This window comes from Pseudomonas sp. P1_A1, assembly GCF_056406935.1.
Genome location: NZ_JBFTZE010000013.1, coordinates 56,793 through 72,028, shown reverse-complemented (window position 1 = coordinate 72,028; position 15,236 = coordinate 56,793). Strand labels below are relative to the sequence as shown.

Below are 15,236 nucleotides of genomic sequence, written 5' to 3'. Positions count from 1 at the left end.
AGGTATTGGCTGAACAACGTATCGGCCAGAACACGGAAGTCACCTTGCACTTTGCATTGCGCCTGGAGAACGGCGACACCGTCGACAGCACTTTCGACAAAGCCCCGGCGACCTTCAAGGTCGGCGACGGCAACCTGTTGCCAGGCTTCGAAGCCGCGCTGTTCGGCTTCAAGGCCGGCGACAAGCGCAGCCTGTCCATCGAGCCGGAAAACGCCTTTGGCCAGCCTAACCCGCAAAACGTGCAGATCATCCCTCGCTCGCAGTTCCAGGACATGGAACTGTCGCCAGGATTGCTGGTGATTTTCAACGATGCCGCCAATACCGAGCTGCCAGGCGTGGTGAAGGAATTCGATGACGCGCAAGTGACCATCGACTTCAATCACCCGCTCGCCGGTAAAACCTTGACCTTTGACGTCGAGATCATCAACGTCAAGGCGCTGTAAAGTTGAGGGTTTCCCCTCAACCATAGAATCTCCCACAGTTGGTTTTTCACTGTTTTCGCTATTTCTTGCGCGCAAGACACGAGGCACAGCATGCAAATCAAACTCGCCAACCCCCGTGGCTTCTGCGCCGGTGTGGACCGGGCGATCGAAATCGTCAATCGCGCCCTGGAAGTCTTCGGGCCGCCGATCTATGTGCGCCACGAAGTGGTCCACAACAAATTCGTCGTCGAAGACCTGCGTGCCCGTGGGGCGATCTTCGTCGAGGAACTGGATCAGGTGCCGGACGACGTGATCGTGATCTTCAGCGCCCACGGTGTTTCCCAGGCCGTGCGCACCGAAGCCACAGGTCGTGGCTTGAAGGTGTTCGACGCGACCTGCCCGCTGGTGACCAAGGTGCACATCGAAGTCGCGCGTTACAGCCGTGACGGCCGTGAATGCATCCTCATCGGTCATGCTGGCCATCCGGAAGTCGAAGGCACCATGGGCCAGTACGATGGCAGCAATGGCGGCGCGATCTATCTGGTCGAAGACGAGAAAGACGTCGCCGAGTTACAGGTGAACAACCCTGAAAAGCTGGCCTTCGTTACCCAAACCACCTTGTCCATGGACGACACCAGTCGCGTGATCGACGCCCTGCGTACCCGCTTTCCGGCGATTGGCGGTCCGCGCAAGGACGACATCTGCTACGCCACGCAAAACCGTCAGGACGCTGTCAAGCAACTGGCGGACGAGTGCGACGTGGTGCTGGTGGTCGGCAGCCCGAACAGCTCCAACTCCAATCGTCTGCGTGAATTGGCCGAACGCATGGCCACCCCGGCCTACCTGATCGACGGTGCCGAAGACCTGCAAAAGAGCTGGTTCGATGGCGTCGAGCGTATTGGCATCACGGCCGGTGCCTCTGCTCCGGAAGTGCTGGTGCGTGGCGTGATCCAGCAACTGCAGGCCTGGGGTGCCACCGGCGCCGATGAGCTGGCCGGTCGCGAGGAGAACATCACCTTCTCCATGCCTAAAGAGCTGCGCGTGCGTTCGTTGCTGTAATACTTTTCGTTTTTCGACACAGCGCCTGCTCAGCCTTACGGTTGGCCAGGCGCACTCGACCACTCGCCGCCAGCACCACCTGGAGCTGGCTGACCGGCTCGCGAGCCGAGCAAATATGTAGCGTCCCTGCCTGAAATGCCCGCCCGGGCATCAGCGGTTGGCCCAGACTGCTGAACCGCACGAAACGCCTGACCCACCAATTACCGACAATCGGCGTTCGTGCATCACCTGCGCGCTCGACCAATAGCGGATTGCTGCTGTCCTCTGGCCCTTTGCCGCTGATGTCCAGAATGATCCGCCAGCCCTGGCTCCAATCGCCGTTGATGCCATGAATGACCACGTTCTGGTTGCGGGTGATTGCCAGGGTTCTGGCCTGCCGGATCCCGCTGATCAGCGACTGCGCCGCCTGCTCCCGATGGTTCGATTCCGTCAGTGCAGCGAACGCCGGACTGACCAAGTGCAGAACAATCCCGACAATCGTCAGTCCCATGAGCAGTCCGATCAGGCTGAAACCTTGCTGATGCATGTCATCTCCCTCCATGGAGTGCTGCGGCCCGCGCGATCCTTGCGCGAGTAATGGCAAAACAACCGTACATCTGTCGGTCGAATGTTCTAGCGTGTAGAAGCAGGTATAGCCGACGGAAACGGAGGGCACTGATGGATCATCGTACAAAAGGTTTCACGCTGATCGAGCTGCTGATCACGCTCGCGGTGTTTCTGGTCCTGATTACACTGGCCGTTCCGGCGTTCACCCGCTCGGTGCAAAGCAACAAGGCCGACACCGAGGTCGGCGACTTGCAACGGGCACTCAATTTCGCGCGGCTTGAGGCGATTGATCGGGGCTTCACCACTCGGGTTCGCCCGACGGCCGGCGGCAGTGTCTGGACCGGCGAGCTGAGCGTTTATGACGGTACTGGCAATCCGGCCAATGTATTGCGGGTTGTTCCAGCGATGAGCAGCGGAGCAACTCTGACGCTAACCTCAGGAGTGACCGCGATTGATTTCAACAATCTCGGCGGCTTGGCAGCGCCGTCCACGGCGGTGGTGATCAGCTATGTGCTGGGAGCGCAAAGCAGGACGCTGAATGTGTGTTTGAACGGACGAATTCTATTGGGTGGAAGTTGCGGATGAGGGGTTGGAGCAAGCGTGCACAGGAGGGCATGACGCTGATCGAGGTATTGGTCGCGTTGTTGGTGCTGGCTGTGGGTCTGTTGGGCGCGGCGGCGATTCAGCTCAATGCGCTGAAGTACACCGACAGCTCACGGATGACCAGCCAGGCGAGTTTTATCGCCTACGACATGATGGACCGCATCCGCGCCAACTCCGGCGCCGATTACACCGTCACGCCACCGACCTCGGGCAACCTGAACGTGGCCCGGGATCAGGACCTCTACGACTTCACCACCAATATCGTCAATTTCGGCGGCGCCACAGCCACCGGCAGCATCGTCCGCAACCAGCGGGTGTACACCATCACCATTACCTGGGACGACTCCCGGGCCGCCAATATCGCCGATTCGCGCCGCAGTTTCGTCCTCACCAGCCGCGCCACCGTTGATCCGGCGACGACACCATGAACAGAACCAGCAGAGGTTTCGGCCTGATCGAATTGCTGATCGCCCTGGCGTTGAGCCTGATCGTGGTCCTGGGCGTGGCGCAGATTTTCATCGCCGCCAAAAACACCTACGTCAGCCAGAACACCGCTGCCGGCATGCAGGAAGATGCGCGGTTCGTCCTGAGCAAGATGATTCAGGAAATTCGCATGGTCGGCATGTTCGGTTGCCTGGGTACGATTACCGACGCCAGCTCGGCGGGGGACTTCAATGCCAGCCTGCTCACGCCGATCAGTTGGGACAATGCCAATCTCAAATTGACTCTGGTCACCGCAGATGTCGGCGGCAGTGGCGGAGTGCCGACCTGGACGGTGGTTTCCGACTGCCGAAATACTGCGACGGCCTACACCGGTTTACGCACGCCGGCATCGGGGCAGTTGGCGTTTCCGATCCGGCGGCTGGTCTACAGCTTCAGCAACAACCAACTGCTGATGGGCTCCGGCACTGGCACGCCGACTCAGGCGGTGCTGGTAAACAACGTCAGTGCCTTTGGCGTGAGCTTCGGCATCGCCAGTTCGGCCACGGATACAGCCGCCTCCAGTTACAGCAGTAATCCGTCCGATCCGGCGCGAATCCGCAGTGTGCGGCTGACGCTGACCCTCACTGACCCGAACAACCGGGTCCGCAATCAAACCTTCAACGTGGTTGCCGCCTTGCGCAACCGGTTGCAATGAGGGGAGGGCCGATGAGTCGTGCGCCCATGACATCTCACGCCCAGCGCGGCATGGCGCTGTTGGTCAGCCTGGTGTTTCTCCTGGTGCTGACATTGATCGGTCTCTCATCGATGCAGAGCGCCACGTTGCAGGAGAAAATGACCAGCAGCGTGATCCTGCGCAACCAGTCGTTCCAAGGGGCGGAAGCGGCGTTGCGGGTCGGTGAAAGCGCGGTGCAACTGAACTCCTACTCATTGCCGGTCTGCAGTGGCACCAGCCAGTGCGCACCCCCGGCCGAGGCGTCGGTCATCACCGCCGCCGGGTTCAACTCCACCTCGGGGGTGAACTGGATCGCCTCCGGTAGCGGGTTTTATGGAGTGCAGAACATCGGCACTACCCTGACTGCCGTGAACGTGCCGAGCAACACGTCGGCAACCCTTTACCGGGTGACCGCCGTGGGCATCGCGGGCAGCTCACGCAGTGTGGTGGAGAGTATTTATGCGAAGTACTGAGACCCGCACAGGCTGGCGTCGTTGGTTATTGCAGCTGCTCTGCGGCGCGGCCTTGAGCCTTTATCTGGCCGCGCCGACCTACGCCTTCACGCCCTCGGATTCGCCGCTGTTGAGCGCCGCCGCCGTGCCTCCCAATGTGATGCTGCTGCTCGATGACTCGGGGAGTATGAACAACATTATCTGGGCCGCCGGCTTCGACCCGACGGTCGCACGCACCCCGGTGACTATTTGCCTCTCCAATGGTACGTGCCTGAAAGGCCGCGACCTGGACATGACCGATAACAATATCGCCTTGTCGAGTTTGACTCATGGAACATGCTCGAAGGCCGGATGGTACGGTTTTTATAAAAACAGCCTTCTCGGTCTGGATTCGCTTTGCCTGAAGCTTCCCGATCCGGTGGGAAGCGAGGACACGCGGTATACGGCGAATTATTTGTCTTACCTGATCAGCCTGGCCAACAATACTGACCGGGACTTCACCGACGGCTCGATTCCCAATGATTACCGGATGAATGTGGCGCGCAACGTTTCCAAGACGTTGGTGGCCAATAACCGTTCGCTACGCATCGGTCTGTCGACGTTCAACCTGGCGGTCGGCAACCATAAGAATGACGGCGGTTACATCGCCCGTTCGATCAGCGATTTATCGGCGGTCAGCGGCACTGTGACCCAGGCTCAGGCCGATACCAATTACACCTCACTGATCGCCGGGATCGACGAGTTGAGCGCGCAAGCCAATACGCCGCTGGCGGAAGCCTATTACGAGATCACTCGTTATTTTCGTGGCATGGCGCCGTACAACAACTCAACGCCCGACACCTATACCAGTCCGATTCAGTACCGTTGCCAGAAAAACTACGGGGTGGTGATCACCGATGGTCTACCGACCTACGACCGAACCTTTCCGACCGACGATCCGCTGGGAGGCAGCCGGTTACCGAACTGGGACGGGATCAGCAGTAACGATGGTGCCGACCCCTCAGGCGACGATGAGGGCGACACTCTCTACCTGGATGACATTGCCAAGTTCGCCTTCGACATCGACATGCGCTCCACGGGAACCGATGCCACGGGCAAAAGCTGGGACGCGGTGGATTTTCCCAGGCAGTACATGAACACCTATACCGTGGGTTTCACCGCTGCAAACCAGATGTTGGCGGATGCCGCGACCTACGGGCAGGGCAAGTACTACCAGGCGAGCGACAGTGCGGGACTTAACAATGCATTGTCTGCAGCCCTGAGCGACATCACTTCCAAGGCCGGCTCAGGTGGCAGTGGCGTGGCCAGCGGCACGACCCTGACCAGCGACTCGAGCTATTTCCAGACCAGCTACGATCCCAAGGACTGGCGGGGTACGATCAAGTCCTTTGGCTTCACGTCGGCGGGCGCGGTTAACACCGCCGCTGTGCTGTGGACGACCGACACCACCATCGTGCCCGGCGCCACTGCGCCGACCTACCAGTCCTGGAACACGCAAACCAACGCCGCGGTCACCCTTGCTTACAGCAATTTCTCTGCGGCGCAGCAGACAGCCCTCAACCAGGGCCTGCCCACTGGCATCAACGGCAACGATCTGGTGGAGTGGAGCAAAGGCATCAACAAAACCGGGCTGAAAGTTCGCAGTGTATTGCTCGGCGATATCATCAATTCGCCACTCGTGCTGGCCTCACCCACGGACAAAACCGCGTCCGATCTGGTGGCAGACACCAGCTACAGCACTTACCTGACCACCAAAGCCGCCAACATGAATGCCAGCCTGGTGGTGAATGCCAACGACGGTTTTGTAAACATCATCAACTCGACCAACGGTGTCAGGCGTTATGCCTACATGCCCTCCAGCGCGCTGCCATCGCTGAACGACATCGCCGATCCCACTTACATCAACGGTGTGAGCCACAAGTTTCTGGTCGATGGTCAGATCGGCGTGTTCGATGCCCAGCTCAACAGTGCGTGGAAAACCCTGGCGATTGGCGGAACGGGGGCGGGCGGAAAAACCTTCTATGCGCTGCAATTGTTCGACGCATCGGCCGGTAACGAAACTAAAGCACTGTGGGAAATCAGTGCGCCGGCCACGGCCAGTACAGCGAACGTTTTCAATGATCTGGGTTATGCCTATGCGCGCCCCGAAGTGGCACGCTTGGCCGACGGTCGCTGGGCCGCGTTTATCTCCAACGGCTATGGCAGCAACTCCGGGGTGGCAGCGTTATATGTGGTGGATATTCGCGACGGCTCGCTGATCAAGAAAATCGTGGTCGACAGTACCGAAACCACCAACGGCCTGTCGTCGGTGAAGCTCAGGGTCAACTCGCAGAATGTGGTGCAGGCTGCTTATGGGGGCGATCTGAAAGGGCGGTTGTGGAAGTTCGATTTGAGTGGCACCACCCCTGACACCTGGGGCTTGGCGTTTGCCGGAAAGCCGTTGTTCACCACAGCAGGTGGCGCGACCCAGCCGATTACCGCGCAACCGTTGCTGGCGGATCACGTGTTGGGCGGCAAGGAGGTGTTTTTTGGCACCGGCAAATTCAATGAGGTTGCCGACAAGACCAACAAGGATCTACAGGCGTTCTACGCGGTATGGGATGCTGAGGGGGGCGCAGGACAAATCACCGTTTCCAGTTTGCAGGCGCAGGCGGTGACCGGCGTGTTTTCGGGCAGTACCGGGCAATTCATCACCACCAGCCAGAACGAGGTGACCTACCCGGCCAAGAAAGGCTGGTACTTGCCCCTGGTATACAACAATGTGCTGACGGGGGAGCGGGTGATCTATCAGGCCAGCCTGGTGTCGGGGCGAATTGTTTTTACCACGCTCAGCGTGGATACCGTGGACCCCTGTGCCAGCTTCGGTACCGGCAAACTGGTCGAACTCGATGCGTTCAGCGGTAAAATGCTCAATTATGCGGTGCTCGACACCAATGCTGACGGGAAGGTCGACGGCACTGACACGATTTCCAGCGGGGTGATCTTCACCGGTGGTATCCCGACCCTGAATGCAGTCGTCAACGACGCAACCCGCAAGATTGTGAACGACTCCGGTGGTGGCGTGACCACTCTGGTGGAAAAATCCGGTGGCGGCAGCGGCCGTCGCATCATGTGGCGACAAATACAGTAAGTGAGAGTGAGGCATGCGCAGATCCAACCGAGGTTTTACCCTGATCGAAATCATGATCGTGATTGCGATCATCGGGATCGTCATTACCATTGGCTATCCGAGCCTCACCGAGTACGTAAAAAAGGGCCGCCGTACTGAAGTCGCCGGGTTGCTTTCCGAGCAGGCGCAGATCCTCGAGCGCTTCTATTCGAAGAATAATGTCTACACCAATGCCACCGGCCTCAGCGCTGGCAATGATTTCTACACCATCACCCCGACCCTGACTGATCAGACCTTTCTGCTGACGGCAACACGCAAGGCCGGTTCGACCATGGCGAGCGATAAGTGCGGTGATTTCACTCTCACCAATACCGGTGTCAGGAGTATGGTCAATGCCGCGTCCGGCCTGGCCACCAAGGATTGCTGGGGTCGCTGAGTTCCTTTTTCGGGCGCCTTTTGCGCCCTCTGTCTATTGAACGGTTGGATCAGAACATGAGCAGTCAACAGCAAGTAGTGATTGTCGGTGGCGGGGTGATTGGCCTGCTGACGGCGTTCAATCTCGCGTCCGAAGTGCAGAGCGTGGTGCTGCTGGACCGCTCGAACGTTGGTCAGGAATCTTCCTGGGCCGGTGGCGGGATCGTTTCGCCGCTCTACCCATGGCGCTACAGCCCGGCGGTCACTGCACTGGCTCATTGGTCCCAGGATTTTTATCCACAACTGGCCCAGCGGTTGTTCGCTGCCACCGGTGTCGATCCTGAAGTGCACACCACTGGGTTGTATTGGCTGGACCTGGATGACGAGGCCGAAGCACTCGCCTGGGCCGAACGGGAGAACCGTCCGCTGCGGGCTGTGGATATCTCTGCGGCCCACGATGCAGTGCCGGTATTGGGTGCCGGTTTTTCGCGGGCGATCTACATGGCCGATGTGGCCAATGTGCGTAATCCACGGCTGGTGAAGTCCCTCAAGGCCGCTTTGCTGGCGCTGCCGAACGTGACGATCCATGAACAATGCGAGGTCAGCGAATTTATCCGGGAAGGTTCTGTGGTGGTCGGGGTACAGACCTCGATGGGGGCCATTCGGGGTGATGAGGTGGTTTTGACGGCGGGGGCCTGGAGCGGTGACTTGTTGAAAAAACTGGACCTGGAGCTGCCGGTCGAGCCGGTCAAGGGCCAGATGATTCTCTACAAGTGCGCAGCGGACTTCCTTCCGAGCATGGTCCTGGCCAAGGGGCGTTATGCCATCCCCCGGCGCGACGGGCACATTCTGATCGGCAGTACGCTGGAGCATGAGGGCTTCGACAAGACGCCAACCGACACGGCGCTGGAAAGCCTGAAGGCATCGGCGGTGGAATTGATTCCGGCGTTGGCGGATGCCGAGGTGGTGGGGCATTGGGCGGGGTTGCGGCCCGGGTCGCCTGAAGGAATCCCCTATATCGGTCGGGTGCCGGGATATGACGGGCTCTGGCTCAACTGCGGGCATTACCGTAACGGGCTGGTGCTGGCGCCGGCGTCGTGTCAGTTGTTTGCCGATGTGATGCTGGGACGGGCGCCGATTATCGACCCTGCGCCGTATGCGCCAGCCGGACGTATATGAACGCACATTCTTTGTCGTCGGTCAGATCGCCTTCGCCGGCAAGCCTCGCTCCTACAAGATCCGTATAGGACTCATGTCCTGTAGGAGCGAGCGGTGCGGCGATCCGACTTGCCCGCGAAGGAGCCCTCAATCCAAACCCAATTTCTTCAGCCTGTAACGCATCGACCGAAATGACAGATTCAATCGCTGGGCCGCCGCCGTGCGGTTCCAGCGGGTTTCTTCCAGGGCCTGGAGGATGAGTTTGCGTTCGACGTTTTCCAGATAGGCTTCCAGATTATCGATCTGTGTCAGGTCTGGCACACCGTCGTCCGGGTTGCAGTTGCCTTCCGCCAGGCGCAGGTCGCTGGCTTCGATCTGTTTGTTCTCGCACAAGGTGTGAGCCCGTTCGAGCATGTTCTCCAATTCCCGCACGTTTCCAGGAAAGCGATAGTTTTTCAGCGCTTCGAGGGCTTGTGGGTGGAGTTTTGCGGGGGGCTGGCCAGTGCTGGCCGCCAGTCGCTTGAGCATATTGTTGGTCAGAAGCTCAATGTCGTCGCGGCGTTCGCGCAAGGACGGTACTCGCAGCTCGATCACGTTCAGGCGGTAGTACAAGTCCTGGCGAAAGCGTTCGGCGGCGACTTCGGCATCGAGGTCTTTGTGAGTGGCGCAGAGGATGCGCACATCGACCACGGTTTCCTGCTGGCCACCGATGCTGCGAACGGCTTTCTCCTGTATGGCCCGCAGCAGTTTGACCTGCATTGCCAGCGGCAGGTCAGCCACTTCGTCGAGGAACAACGTACCGCCATGGGCTGCCTGGAACAGCCCGGGCTTGTCTTCGATGGCGCCGCTGAAACTGCCTTTGCGATGGCCGAAAAACTCGCTTTCCATCAATTCCGACGGGATTGCCCCACAGTTCACCGGGACGAACGGTCGGCTGGCGCGCGGGCCTTGGTCGTGGATAAGTCGAGCGACCAGTTCCTTGCCGCTGCCGGACTCGCCACTGATGTAGACCGGGGCTTGGCTGCGGGCCAGTTTGTCGATTTGTTTGCGCAGGTTGCGCATTGGCAGCGAGTCGCCCAGCAGCCGACGGTCGATGCCGCTGCTGGTGCCGCCTGGCGCTGGCAAGCTCAGGGCGCTGATGACCAGTTCGCGCAGGCGGGTGAGGTCGACCGGTTTGGTCAGGAAGTCGAAGGCGCCGGCCTTGAGGGCATTTATTGCTGTCTCCAGGCTGCCGTAGGCAGTGATCATCGCCACCGGCACTTGCGCATAGCGCTGCTGGATGTGCTGCACCAGCGCCAGACCGGTGCCGTCAGGCAGGCGCATGTCGGTCAGGCACAGATCGAACGTATCCCGTGCCAGTAGCGCCTGCGCTTCTGCGAGGTTGCGGGCGCTGAAGGTGTCGAGTTTCATCCGTCCCAGGGTGATTTCCAGGAGTTCGCGGATATCCGGCTCGTCGTCGACGATCAGGATTTTTTGCCGTGGGCTCGTGTTCAACTTTGTTTCCGTCCGTGAGCAAAGGTGATGCGAAAGCAGCCGCCGCCTTGGCGTGATTTGAAGTCTAGGCGGGCTTGATTGCTTTCGCACAGCTCACGGGACAGATAAAGCCCCAGGCCAGTACCCTGGCTGCTGGTGGTGAAGAACGGTTCGAACAAGTGCGTGCGCTGGTCCGGTGCAACGCCGGGGCCATCGTCCAGGACTTCCAGGGTCGGCAGCTGGCTGTCGGGGTCGACAAACAACTCGAGCCAGGCCTGCGCCCGATCATGCTTGAGGGCGCTATGGCGCCAGGCATTGCGCAACAGGTTATCGAGAATCTGGGTCAGCTGATCCGGATCCATCAGGGTTTTGAAGTCTCCCGAGCTGATTCGTAGGTGAATCTGCTGACGTTCGCTCGCTCCTTCGCGGGTTTCGGCGACGAAGTGCTGCAGCCACGGCTTTAAATCAAGCCGTTGCGGTACGGTTTGCTGGCGACGGGACAGTTGCAGGACGTTTTCGATTACCCGATTCATGCGCTGAGATTGGTCTTGAATAATCTGCGTCAGACGCCGGTCCGCACCGTTCAGTTCCTCGGATTCCTGCAGTAACTGCGCGGCATGACTAATGGCGCCCAGTGGATTGCGGATCTCATGGGCAATCCCGGCGGTCAGGCGACCTAGGGCGGCGAGTTTCAGTTGTTGGGCCTGTTGGGCGATTTGGGCGAGGTCCTCGAGAAAAACCAGCGTCTGGTGGTGCGGGCTTTGGTCCAGGGCAATGAAGCTTGGTTGCAGCTCGAGGCCGTTGCTGGCGATCTGCAGGCTTTGCGGGCGCAACGTTGGATTGTTGAGCCACAGTTGGAGCCGCTCGACCAACGGTATCGAGTAATCGTCGATCAACTGGCCGTCCAGTTTTTCCTGCCCCAGTAAGGTCAAGGCGCTGTGATTGGCCAGTTGCACCCGGCGCTGGTCGTCGAGCACCAGAATGCCCGTGCGCATGCGTTGCAGGATCAGTGCGTTGAGCGCTTCCAGGCTGAGCACTTCGCTGGCCCGCTGCTCGGCCAGGTTCTCGCTGACTTCCAGTCGTCGGGTCAAGCCTTGCACCAGCAGCGCCGCGGCAAAACACAGGGCGCCGAGGGTGCCGACTTGCAGGTAATCACCGGGGCTGGCGGGATGGCTGAAGCTCAGGATGAAGCTCAAACCCACGATGCCAAGGGCACCGACCGCTGCGATCAGCAGACCGACACGCCCGCGTAGCAGGGTATTGCTGATGGCCACTGACACGATCAGCAAATTGCCGATGGCGCTGGCCATGCCGCCTGCCGCGTAGAAAAGGCCGCACAGCAGCAGGACATCAACCAGCGCCAGACTGAACAACTGCGCGGGGCGCCGGGTGTTCCCCAGAAAGACCACCAGCAGGATATTCAGCACCAGGTACAACCAGCTGCCGTTGCGCAGCAGGTCGTCATTGGCGAACTTCAGCAACTGGTTGTCCATGTTGCTGGAGATCAACAGCACCAGGGTGATGCCGACGCTTAAGCGGTAGAGGTGATAGAGGCGCAGCAGTCGCTGGGCCTGTTTGTTGCCTGGGCTGGGCGTCTCAGCGATCACTGGGGCCCGGGCCTTGCTCAAGGTGAGCCTGGCTGCAATACCACTGTTGTTCGAGTTTCAACGCGCGGTCGCGGGGCAGGTGTACGCCGCAATGAGCACAGCGAACCATGGGCGGAGCATCTTGCTCGCGCGGCATATTGGCGACCGACGTCGGGCCCTTGAACTTGCGCCAGAACCATACGGCAGCGGCAATCAGGGCGATCCAGAACAATAGACGAAGCATGGTTAGCTGCTTTTTGATTAATGAATTGGCAGTTTAGCCAAGGACGGGTCAAGCGCACAGCGCAATACGCTCACCCAAAAATCCGGCAATAAAAAAGGCGCCTCGAAAGGCGCCTTCCCGGTGCAACATCCCCGCGTCAGTCGAACAGGCCGAAGGTCATGTGGCTGAACCAGGAACGGTCGGTGTTGCTGGACTCGGGTTCCGGTTCTTCGATCACATCGCCGTTTTCATCTTTAGGCTTGAGCTCGTTCGGAATCGCGTCCTTGGCATCCTGGAACTGCTTCTGCACGTCCTGGTTGGCGCGGGTTTCGCCTGGCGGTAGCGGCGGACGGGATTCGATCAGGCCCAGGGTGGCCTTGCTCAGCCACGAACGGTTGTCGGCTTCGGCTACCGATGGCACGAACTGACCGTCCACCAGACTCGGGTGGTTCGGGTAGTTGAGTTTCAGGGTTTCGAGGCTGGTCGCAGCCAGATCGTCCAGGTGCAGACGCTGGTAGGCTTCGGTCATCACTGCCAGGCCGTCACCGACCGATGGGGTTTCCTGGAAGTTTTCCACTACATAACGGCCACGATTGGCGGCGGCAACGTAGGCCTGACGGGTCAGGTAGTAGTCGGCAACGTGGATTTCATAGGCCGCCAGCAGGTTGCGCAGGTAAATCATGCGCTGCTTGGCGTCCGGCGCGTAGCGGCTGTTCGGGTAGCGGCTGGTCAGCTGGGCGAACTCGTTGTAGGAGTCGCGGGCCGCGCCCGGGTCACGCTTGGTCATGTCCAGTGGCAGGAAGCGCGCCAGCAGGCCGACGTCCTGGTCAAAAGAGGTCAGGCCCTTGAGGTAGTAGGCGTAATCGACGTTCGGGTGCTGCGGGTGCAGGCGAATGAATCGCTCGGCGGCGGACTTTGCAGCCTCAGGCTCGGAGTTCTTGTAGTTGGCGTAGATGAGTTCGAGTTGAGCCTGATCGGCATAGCGACCGAACGGATAACGCGACTCCAGGGCCTTCAGCTTGGCTGTGGCGCTGGTGTAGCTATTGTTGTCCAGATCGTGCTGAGCCTGCTGGTACAGCTCGACTTCGCTCAGGTTTTCGTCTACGACTTCCTTCGATGAGCAAGCAGCGGTCAATGCGAGGATGGCGATCAGCAGCAGGTGTTTCACTTGCATGGCGGCTTGCGTCCCTATGACGGCCGCTGTCTTGGGCGGGGCCGTCCTGTTATGATGAGTGCCCCGTTGAAAAGCCTCGGGGCAAAAGACGCCGTATTTAACCACAAGCGCGCAGCCGAAACCAAAGGCTGTGCCGACGCCTAGTCTGAGCATGTCCGATAAAATTGAACTTCGCGCAGAGGTGCCGTCCGAATTGGGCGGCCAACGCCTCGATCAAGTCGCCGCACAATTATTCGCTGAGCACTCGCGCTCGCGCCTTTCCGCCTGGATCAAAGACGGCCGCCTGACTGTGGATGGGGCGGTTATCCGCCCGCGAGACATCGTTCACGGTGGCGCCATTCTTGAACTGACTGCCGAGCAGGAAGCTCAGGGCGAATGGATCGCTCAAGACATCGAGCTGGACATCGTCTATGAAGACGACGACATCCTGGTGATCAACAAGCCTGCGGGCCTGGTGGTGCATCCGGCCGCCGGTCACGCCGACGGCACCTTGCTCAACGCCTTGCTGCACCACGTGCCGGACATCATCAATGTGCCCCGCGCCGGTATCGTGCATCGCCTGGACAAGGACACCACCGGTCTGATGGTGGTAGCCAAGACCATTCAGGCGCAGACACAGCTGGTCACGCAATTGCAGAGCCGTAGCGTCAGCCGGATCTATGAGTGCATCGTGATCGGTGTGGTGACGGCCGGCGGCAAGATCAACGCCCCGATCGGTCGTCACGGCCAGCAACGCCAGCGCATGGCGGTGATGGAAGGTGGCAAGCAAGCCGTCAGTCACTACCGCGTGCTCGAGCGTTTCCGCTCCCACACTCACGTGCGAGTGAAGCTGGAAACCGGTCGTACGCACCAGATTCGCGTGCACATGGCGCACATCAACTACCCGTTGGTCGGAGATCCTGCCTACGGCGGTCGTTTCCGTATTCCACCGGCCGCCAGCGTGACCATGGTCGAATCCCTGAAGAATTTCCCGCGTCAGGCGCTGCATGCGCGATTCCTGGAGCTGGATCATCCGACCACCGGTAAACGCATGAGCTGGGAATCGCCACTGCCGGATGATTTCGTCTGGTTGCTGTCGCTGCTCAAGCAAGACCGCGAGGCGTTCATCGGATGACCTGGCTGACGCCTGACTGGCCTGCGCCGGCCAGCGTCAAAGCCTGCGTTACCACCCGTGCGGGCGGCGTCAGTCTGGCGCCGTTCGACAGCCTCAACCTCGGCGATCACGTCGACGACAGCCCTCAAGCCGTCGCCGAAAACCGCCGTCGTCTCACCGATCGTTTTTCGATTCAACCGGCTTGGTTGCAACAGGTTCACGGCATTGTCGTGGCCCAAGCGGACCCAAACCTGGTAGCCACTGCCGACGCCAGCTGGACGGCAACACCCGGTATCGCTTGCACAGCGATGACCGCCGACTGCCTTCCTGCGCTATTTTGCGACCGTGCCGGCACCCGCGTCGCTGCCGCCCATGCCGGTTGGCGCGGGCTGGCGGCGGGTGTGCTGGAAGCGACCCTCGACAGTCTGGCTGTACCGCCCGAAGACGTACTGGTCTGGCTCGGCCCGGCCATTGGCCCTCAAGCCTTTGAAGTCGGCCCGGAAGTGCGCGAAACCTTCGTCCAGCAATTGCCTGAAGCCGCCAAAGCCTTCGTGCCGAGCCAGAATGCCGGCAAGTTCATGGCCGACATCTATGAACTGGCGCGTTTGCGTCTGGCCGCTCGCGGTGTCACCGCTGTTTATGGCGGTGGTTTCTGCACAGTGACCGATCCGCGTTTCTTTTCTTACCGCCGCAGTCCTCGCACCGGCCGGTTTGCCTCCCTGATCTGGCTCGAACGCTAGACTTCTCTGATCTACATCAACTGCACGA

At 60.0% G+C, this 15,236-nt stretch carries 16 protein-coding genes; 11 read left to right on the top strand and 5 right to left on the bottom strand.

Annotated features, from left to right (window positions below; translation table 11 throughout):
- Positions 1-5 precede the first annotated feature (5 nt).
- Both fkpB and ispH read left to right on the top strand, forming a co-directional pair.
- A complete protein-coding gene (gene fkpB, locus AC1D2Q_RS19605; RefSeq protein WP_177318289.1) occupies positions 6-443 on the top strand; it encodes an FKBP-type peptidyl-prolyl cis-trans isomerase in 438 nt (145 codons plus the stop codon).
- A 90-nt stretch (positions 444-533) separates the two neighbouring features.
- Positions 534-1,481, top strand: coding sequence for a 4-hydroxy-3-methylbut-2-enyl diphosphate reductase (gene ispH, locus AC1D2Q_RS19600; RefSeq protein WP_018925888.1), 948 nt, complete (start codon positions 534-536; stop codon positions 1,479-1,481).
- On the opposite strand, the gene AC1D2Q_RS19595 is transcribed toward ispH, so the two are convergent.
- Positions 1,450-2,007 (bottom strand): GspH/FimT family pseudopilin, encoded by a 558-nt coding sequence (locus AC1D2Q_RS19595; protein WP_477814250.1) that lies wholly within the window; start codon positions 2,005-2,007, stop codon positions 1,450-1,452. The genes ispH and AC1D2Q_RS19595 overlap by 32 nt on opposite strands.
- 131 nt (positions 2,008-2,138) lie before the next feature.
- On the opposite strand from AC1D2Q_RS19595, the gene AC1D2Q_RS19590 reads away from it, so the two are divergent.
- Genes AC1D2Q_RS19590 through thiO form a run of 7 tightly spaced genes read left to right on the top strand, consistent with a single transcriptional unit; the run spans position 2,139 to position 8,940 of the window.
- Positions 2,139-2,612: a GspH/FimT family pseudopilin gene (locus AC1D2Q_RS19590; protein ID WP_477814249.1), complete on the top strand. Its 474-nt coding sequence runs from the start codon at positions 2,139-2,141 to the stop codon at positions 2,610-2,612.
- The gene (gene pilV, locus AC1D2Q_RS19585; protein WP_477814248.1) at positions 2,609-3,058 is read left to right on the top strand and encodes a type IV pilus modification protein PilV; all 450 of its coding nucleotides are present in this window, start codon (positions 2,609-2,611) and stop codon (positions 3,056-3,058) included. The genes AC1D2Q_RS19590 and pilV overlap by 4 nt, the downstream gene beginning before the upstream one ends.
- Positions 3,055-3,768 carry a PilW family protein gene (locus AC1D2Q_RS19580; protein WP_018925892.1) on the top strand — a complete coding sequence of 238 codons (714 nt, stop codon included), beginning with the start codon at positions 3,055-3,057 and terminating at the stop codon, positions 3,766-3,768. The genes pilV and AC1D2Q_RS19580 overlap by 4 nt, the downstream gene beginning before the upstream one ends.
- A gap of 11 nt (positions 3,769-3,779) precedes the next feature.
- On the top strand, positions 3,780-4,259 hold the full coding sequence (locus AC1D2Q_RS19575; protein WP_086945905.1) for a pilus assembly PilX family protein: 480 nt from the start codon (positions 3,780-3,782) through the stop codon (positions 4,257-4,259).
- Positions 4,246-7,368 carry a pilus assembly protein gene (locus tag AC1D2Q_RS19570; protein ID WP_477814247.1) on the top strand — a complete coding sequence of 1,041 codons (3,123 nt, stop codon included), beginning with the start codon at positions 4,246-4,248 and terminating at the stop codon, positions 7,366-7,368. The genes AC1D2Q_RS19575 and AC1D2Q_RS19570 overlap by 14 nt, the downstream gene beginning before the upstream one ends.
- Positions 7,369-7,381: 13 nt before the next feature.
- Positions 7,382-7,783, top strand: coding sequence for a type IV pilin protein (locus AC1D2Q_RS19565; RefSeq protein WP_019581258.1), 402 nt, complete (start codon positions 7,382-7,384; stop codon positions 7,781-7,783).
- A gap of 56 nt (positions 7,784-7,839) precedes the next feature.
- Positions 7,840-8,940, top strand: a complete 1,101-nt coding sequence (thiO, locus tag AC1D2Q_RS19560) for a glycine oxidase ThiO (protein ID WP_477814246.1) — start codon at positions 7,840-7,842, stop codon at positions 8,938-8,940.
- Positions 8,941-9,066: 126 nt separating this feature from the next.
- Here thiO and AC1D2Q_RS19555 read toward each other — a convergent pair whose 3' ends face one another.
- The 4 genes from AC1D2Q_RS19555 to AC1D2Q_RS19540 form a co-directional block, all read right to left on the bottom strand.
- Entirely contained in the window at positions 9,067-10,413 is a 1,347-nt protein-coding gene (locus AC1D2Q_RS19555; RefSeq protein WP_477814245.1) for a sigma-54-dependent transcriptional regulator, read from the bottom strand.
- Complete coding sequence (locus AC1D2Q_RS19550) at positions 10,410-11,999, bottom strand: sensor histidine kinase (RefSeq protein WP_477814244.1); 1,590 nt, start codon at positions 11,997-11,999, stop codon at positions 10,410-10,412. Before AC1D2Q_RS19550 ends, AC1D2Q_RS19555 begins: the two co-directional genes overlap by 4 nt.
- The gene (locus tag AC1D2Q_RS19545) at positions 11,989-12,222 is read right to left on the bottom strand and encodes a PP0621 family protein (RefSeq protein ID WP_019581254.1); all 234 of its coding nucleotides are present in this window, start codon (positions 12,220-12,222) and stop codon (positions 11,989-11,991) included. The genes AC1D2Q_RS19550 and AC1D2Q_RS19545 overlap by 11 nt, the downstream gene beginning before the upstream one ends.
- Positions 12,223-12,358: 136 nt before the next feature.
- The gene (locus tag AC1D2Q_RS19540) at positions 12,359-13,375 is read right to left on the bottom strand and encodes an outer membrane protein assembly factor BamD (RefSeq protein WP_477814243.1); all 1,017 of its coding nucleotides are present in this window, start codon (positions 13,373-13,375) and stop codon (positions 12,359-12,361) included.
- A gap of 151 nt (positions 13,376-13,526) precedes the next feature.
- On the opposite strand from AC1D2Q_RS19540, the gene rluD reads away from it, so the two are divergent.
- Both rluD and pgeF read left to right on the top strand, forming a co-directional pair.
- Complete coding sequence (gene rluD, locus AC1D2Q_RS19535; RefSeq protein ID WP_007901932.1) at positions 13,527-14,489, top strand: 23S rRNA pseudouridine(1911/1915/1917) synthase RluD; 963 nt, start codon at positions 13,527-13,529, stop codon at positions 14,487-14,489.
- Positions 14,486-15,208 carry a peptidoglycan editing factor PgeF gene (gene pgeF / locus AC1D2Q_RS19530; RefSeq protein WP_305410183.1) on the top strand — a complete coding sequence of 241 codons (723 nt, stop codon included), beginning with the start codon at positions 14,486-14,488 and terminating at the stop codon, positions 15,206-15,208. The genes rluD and pgeF overlap by 4 nt, the downstream gene beginning before the upstream one ends.
- Positions 15,209-15,236 lie beyond the last annotated feature (28 nt).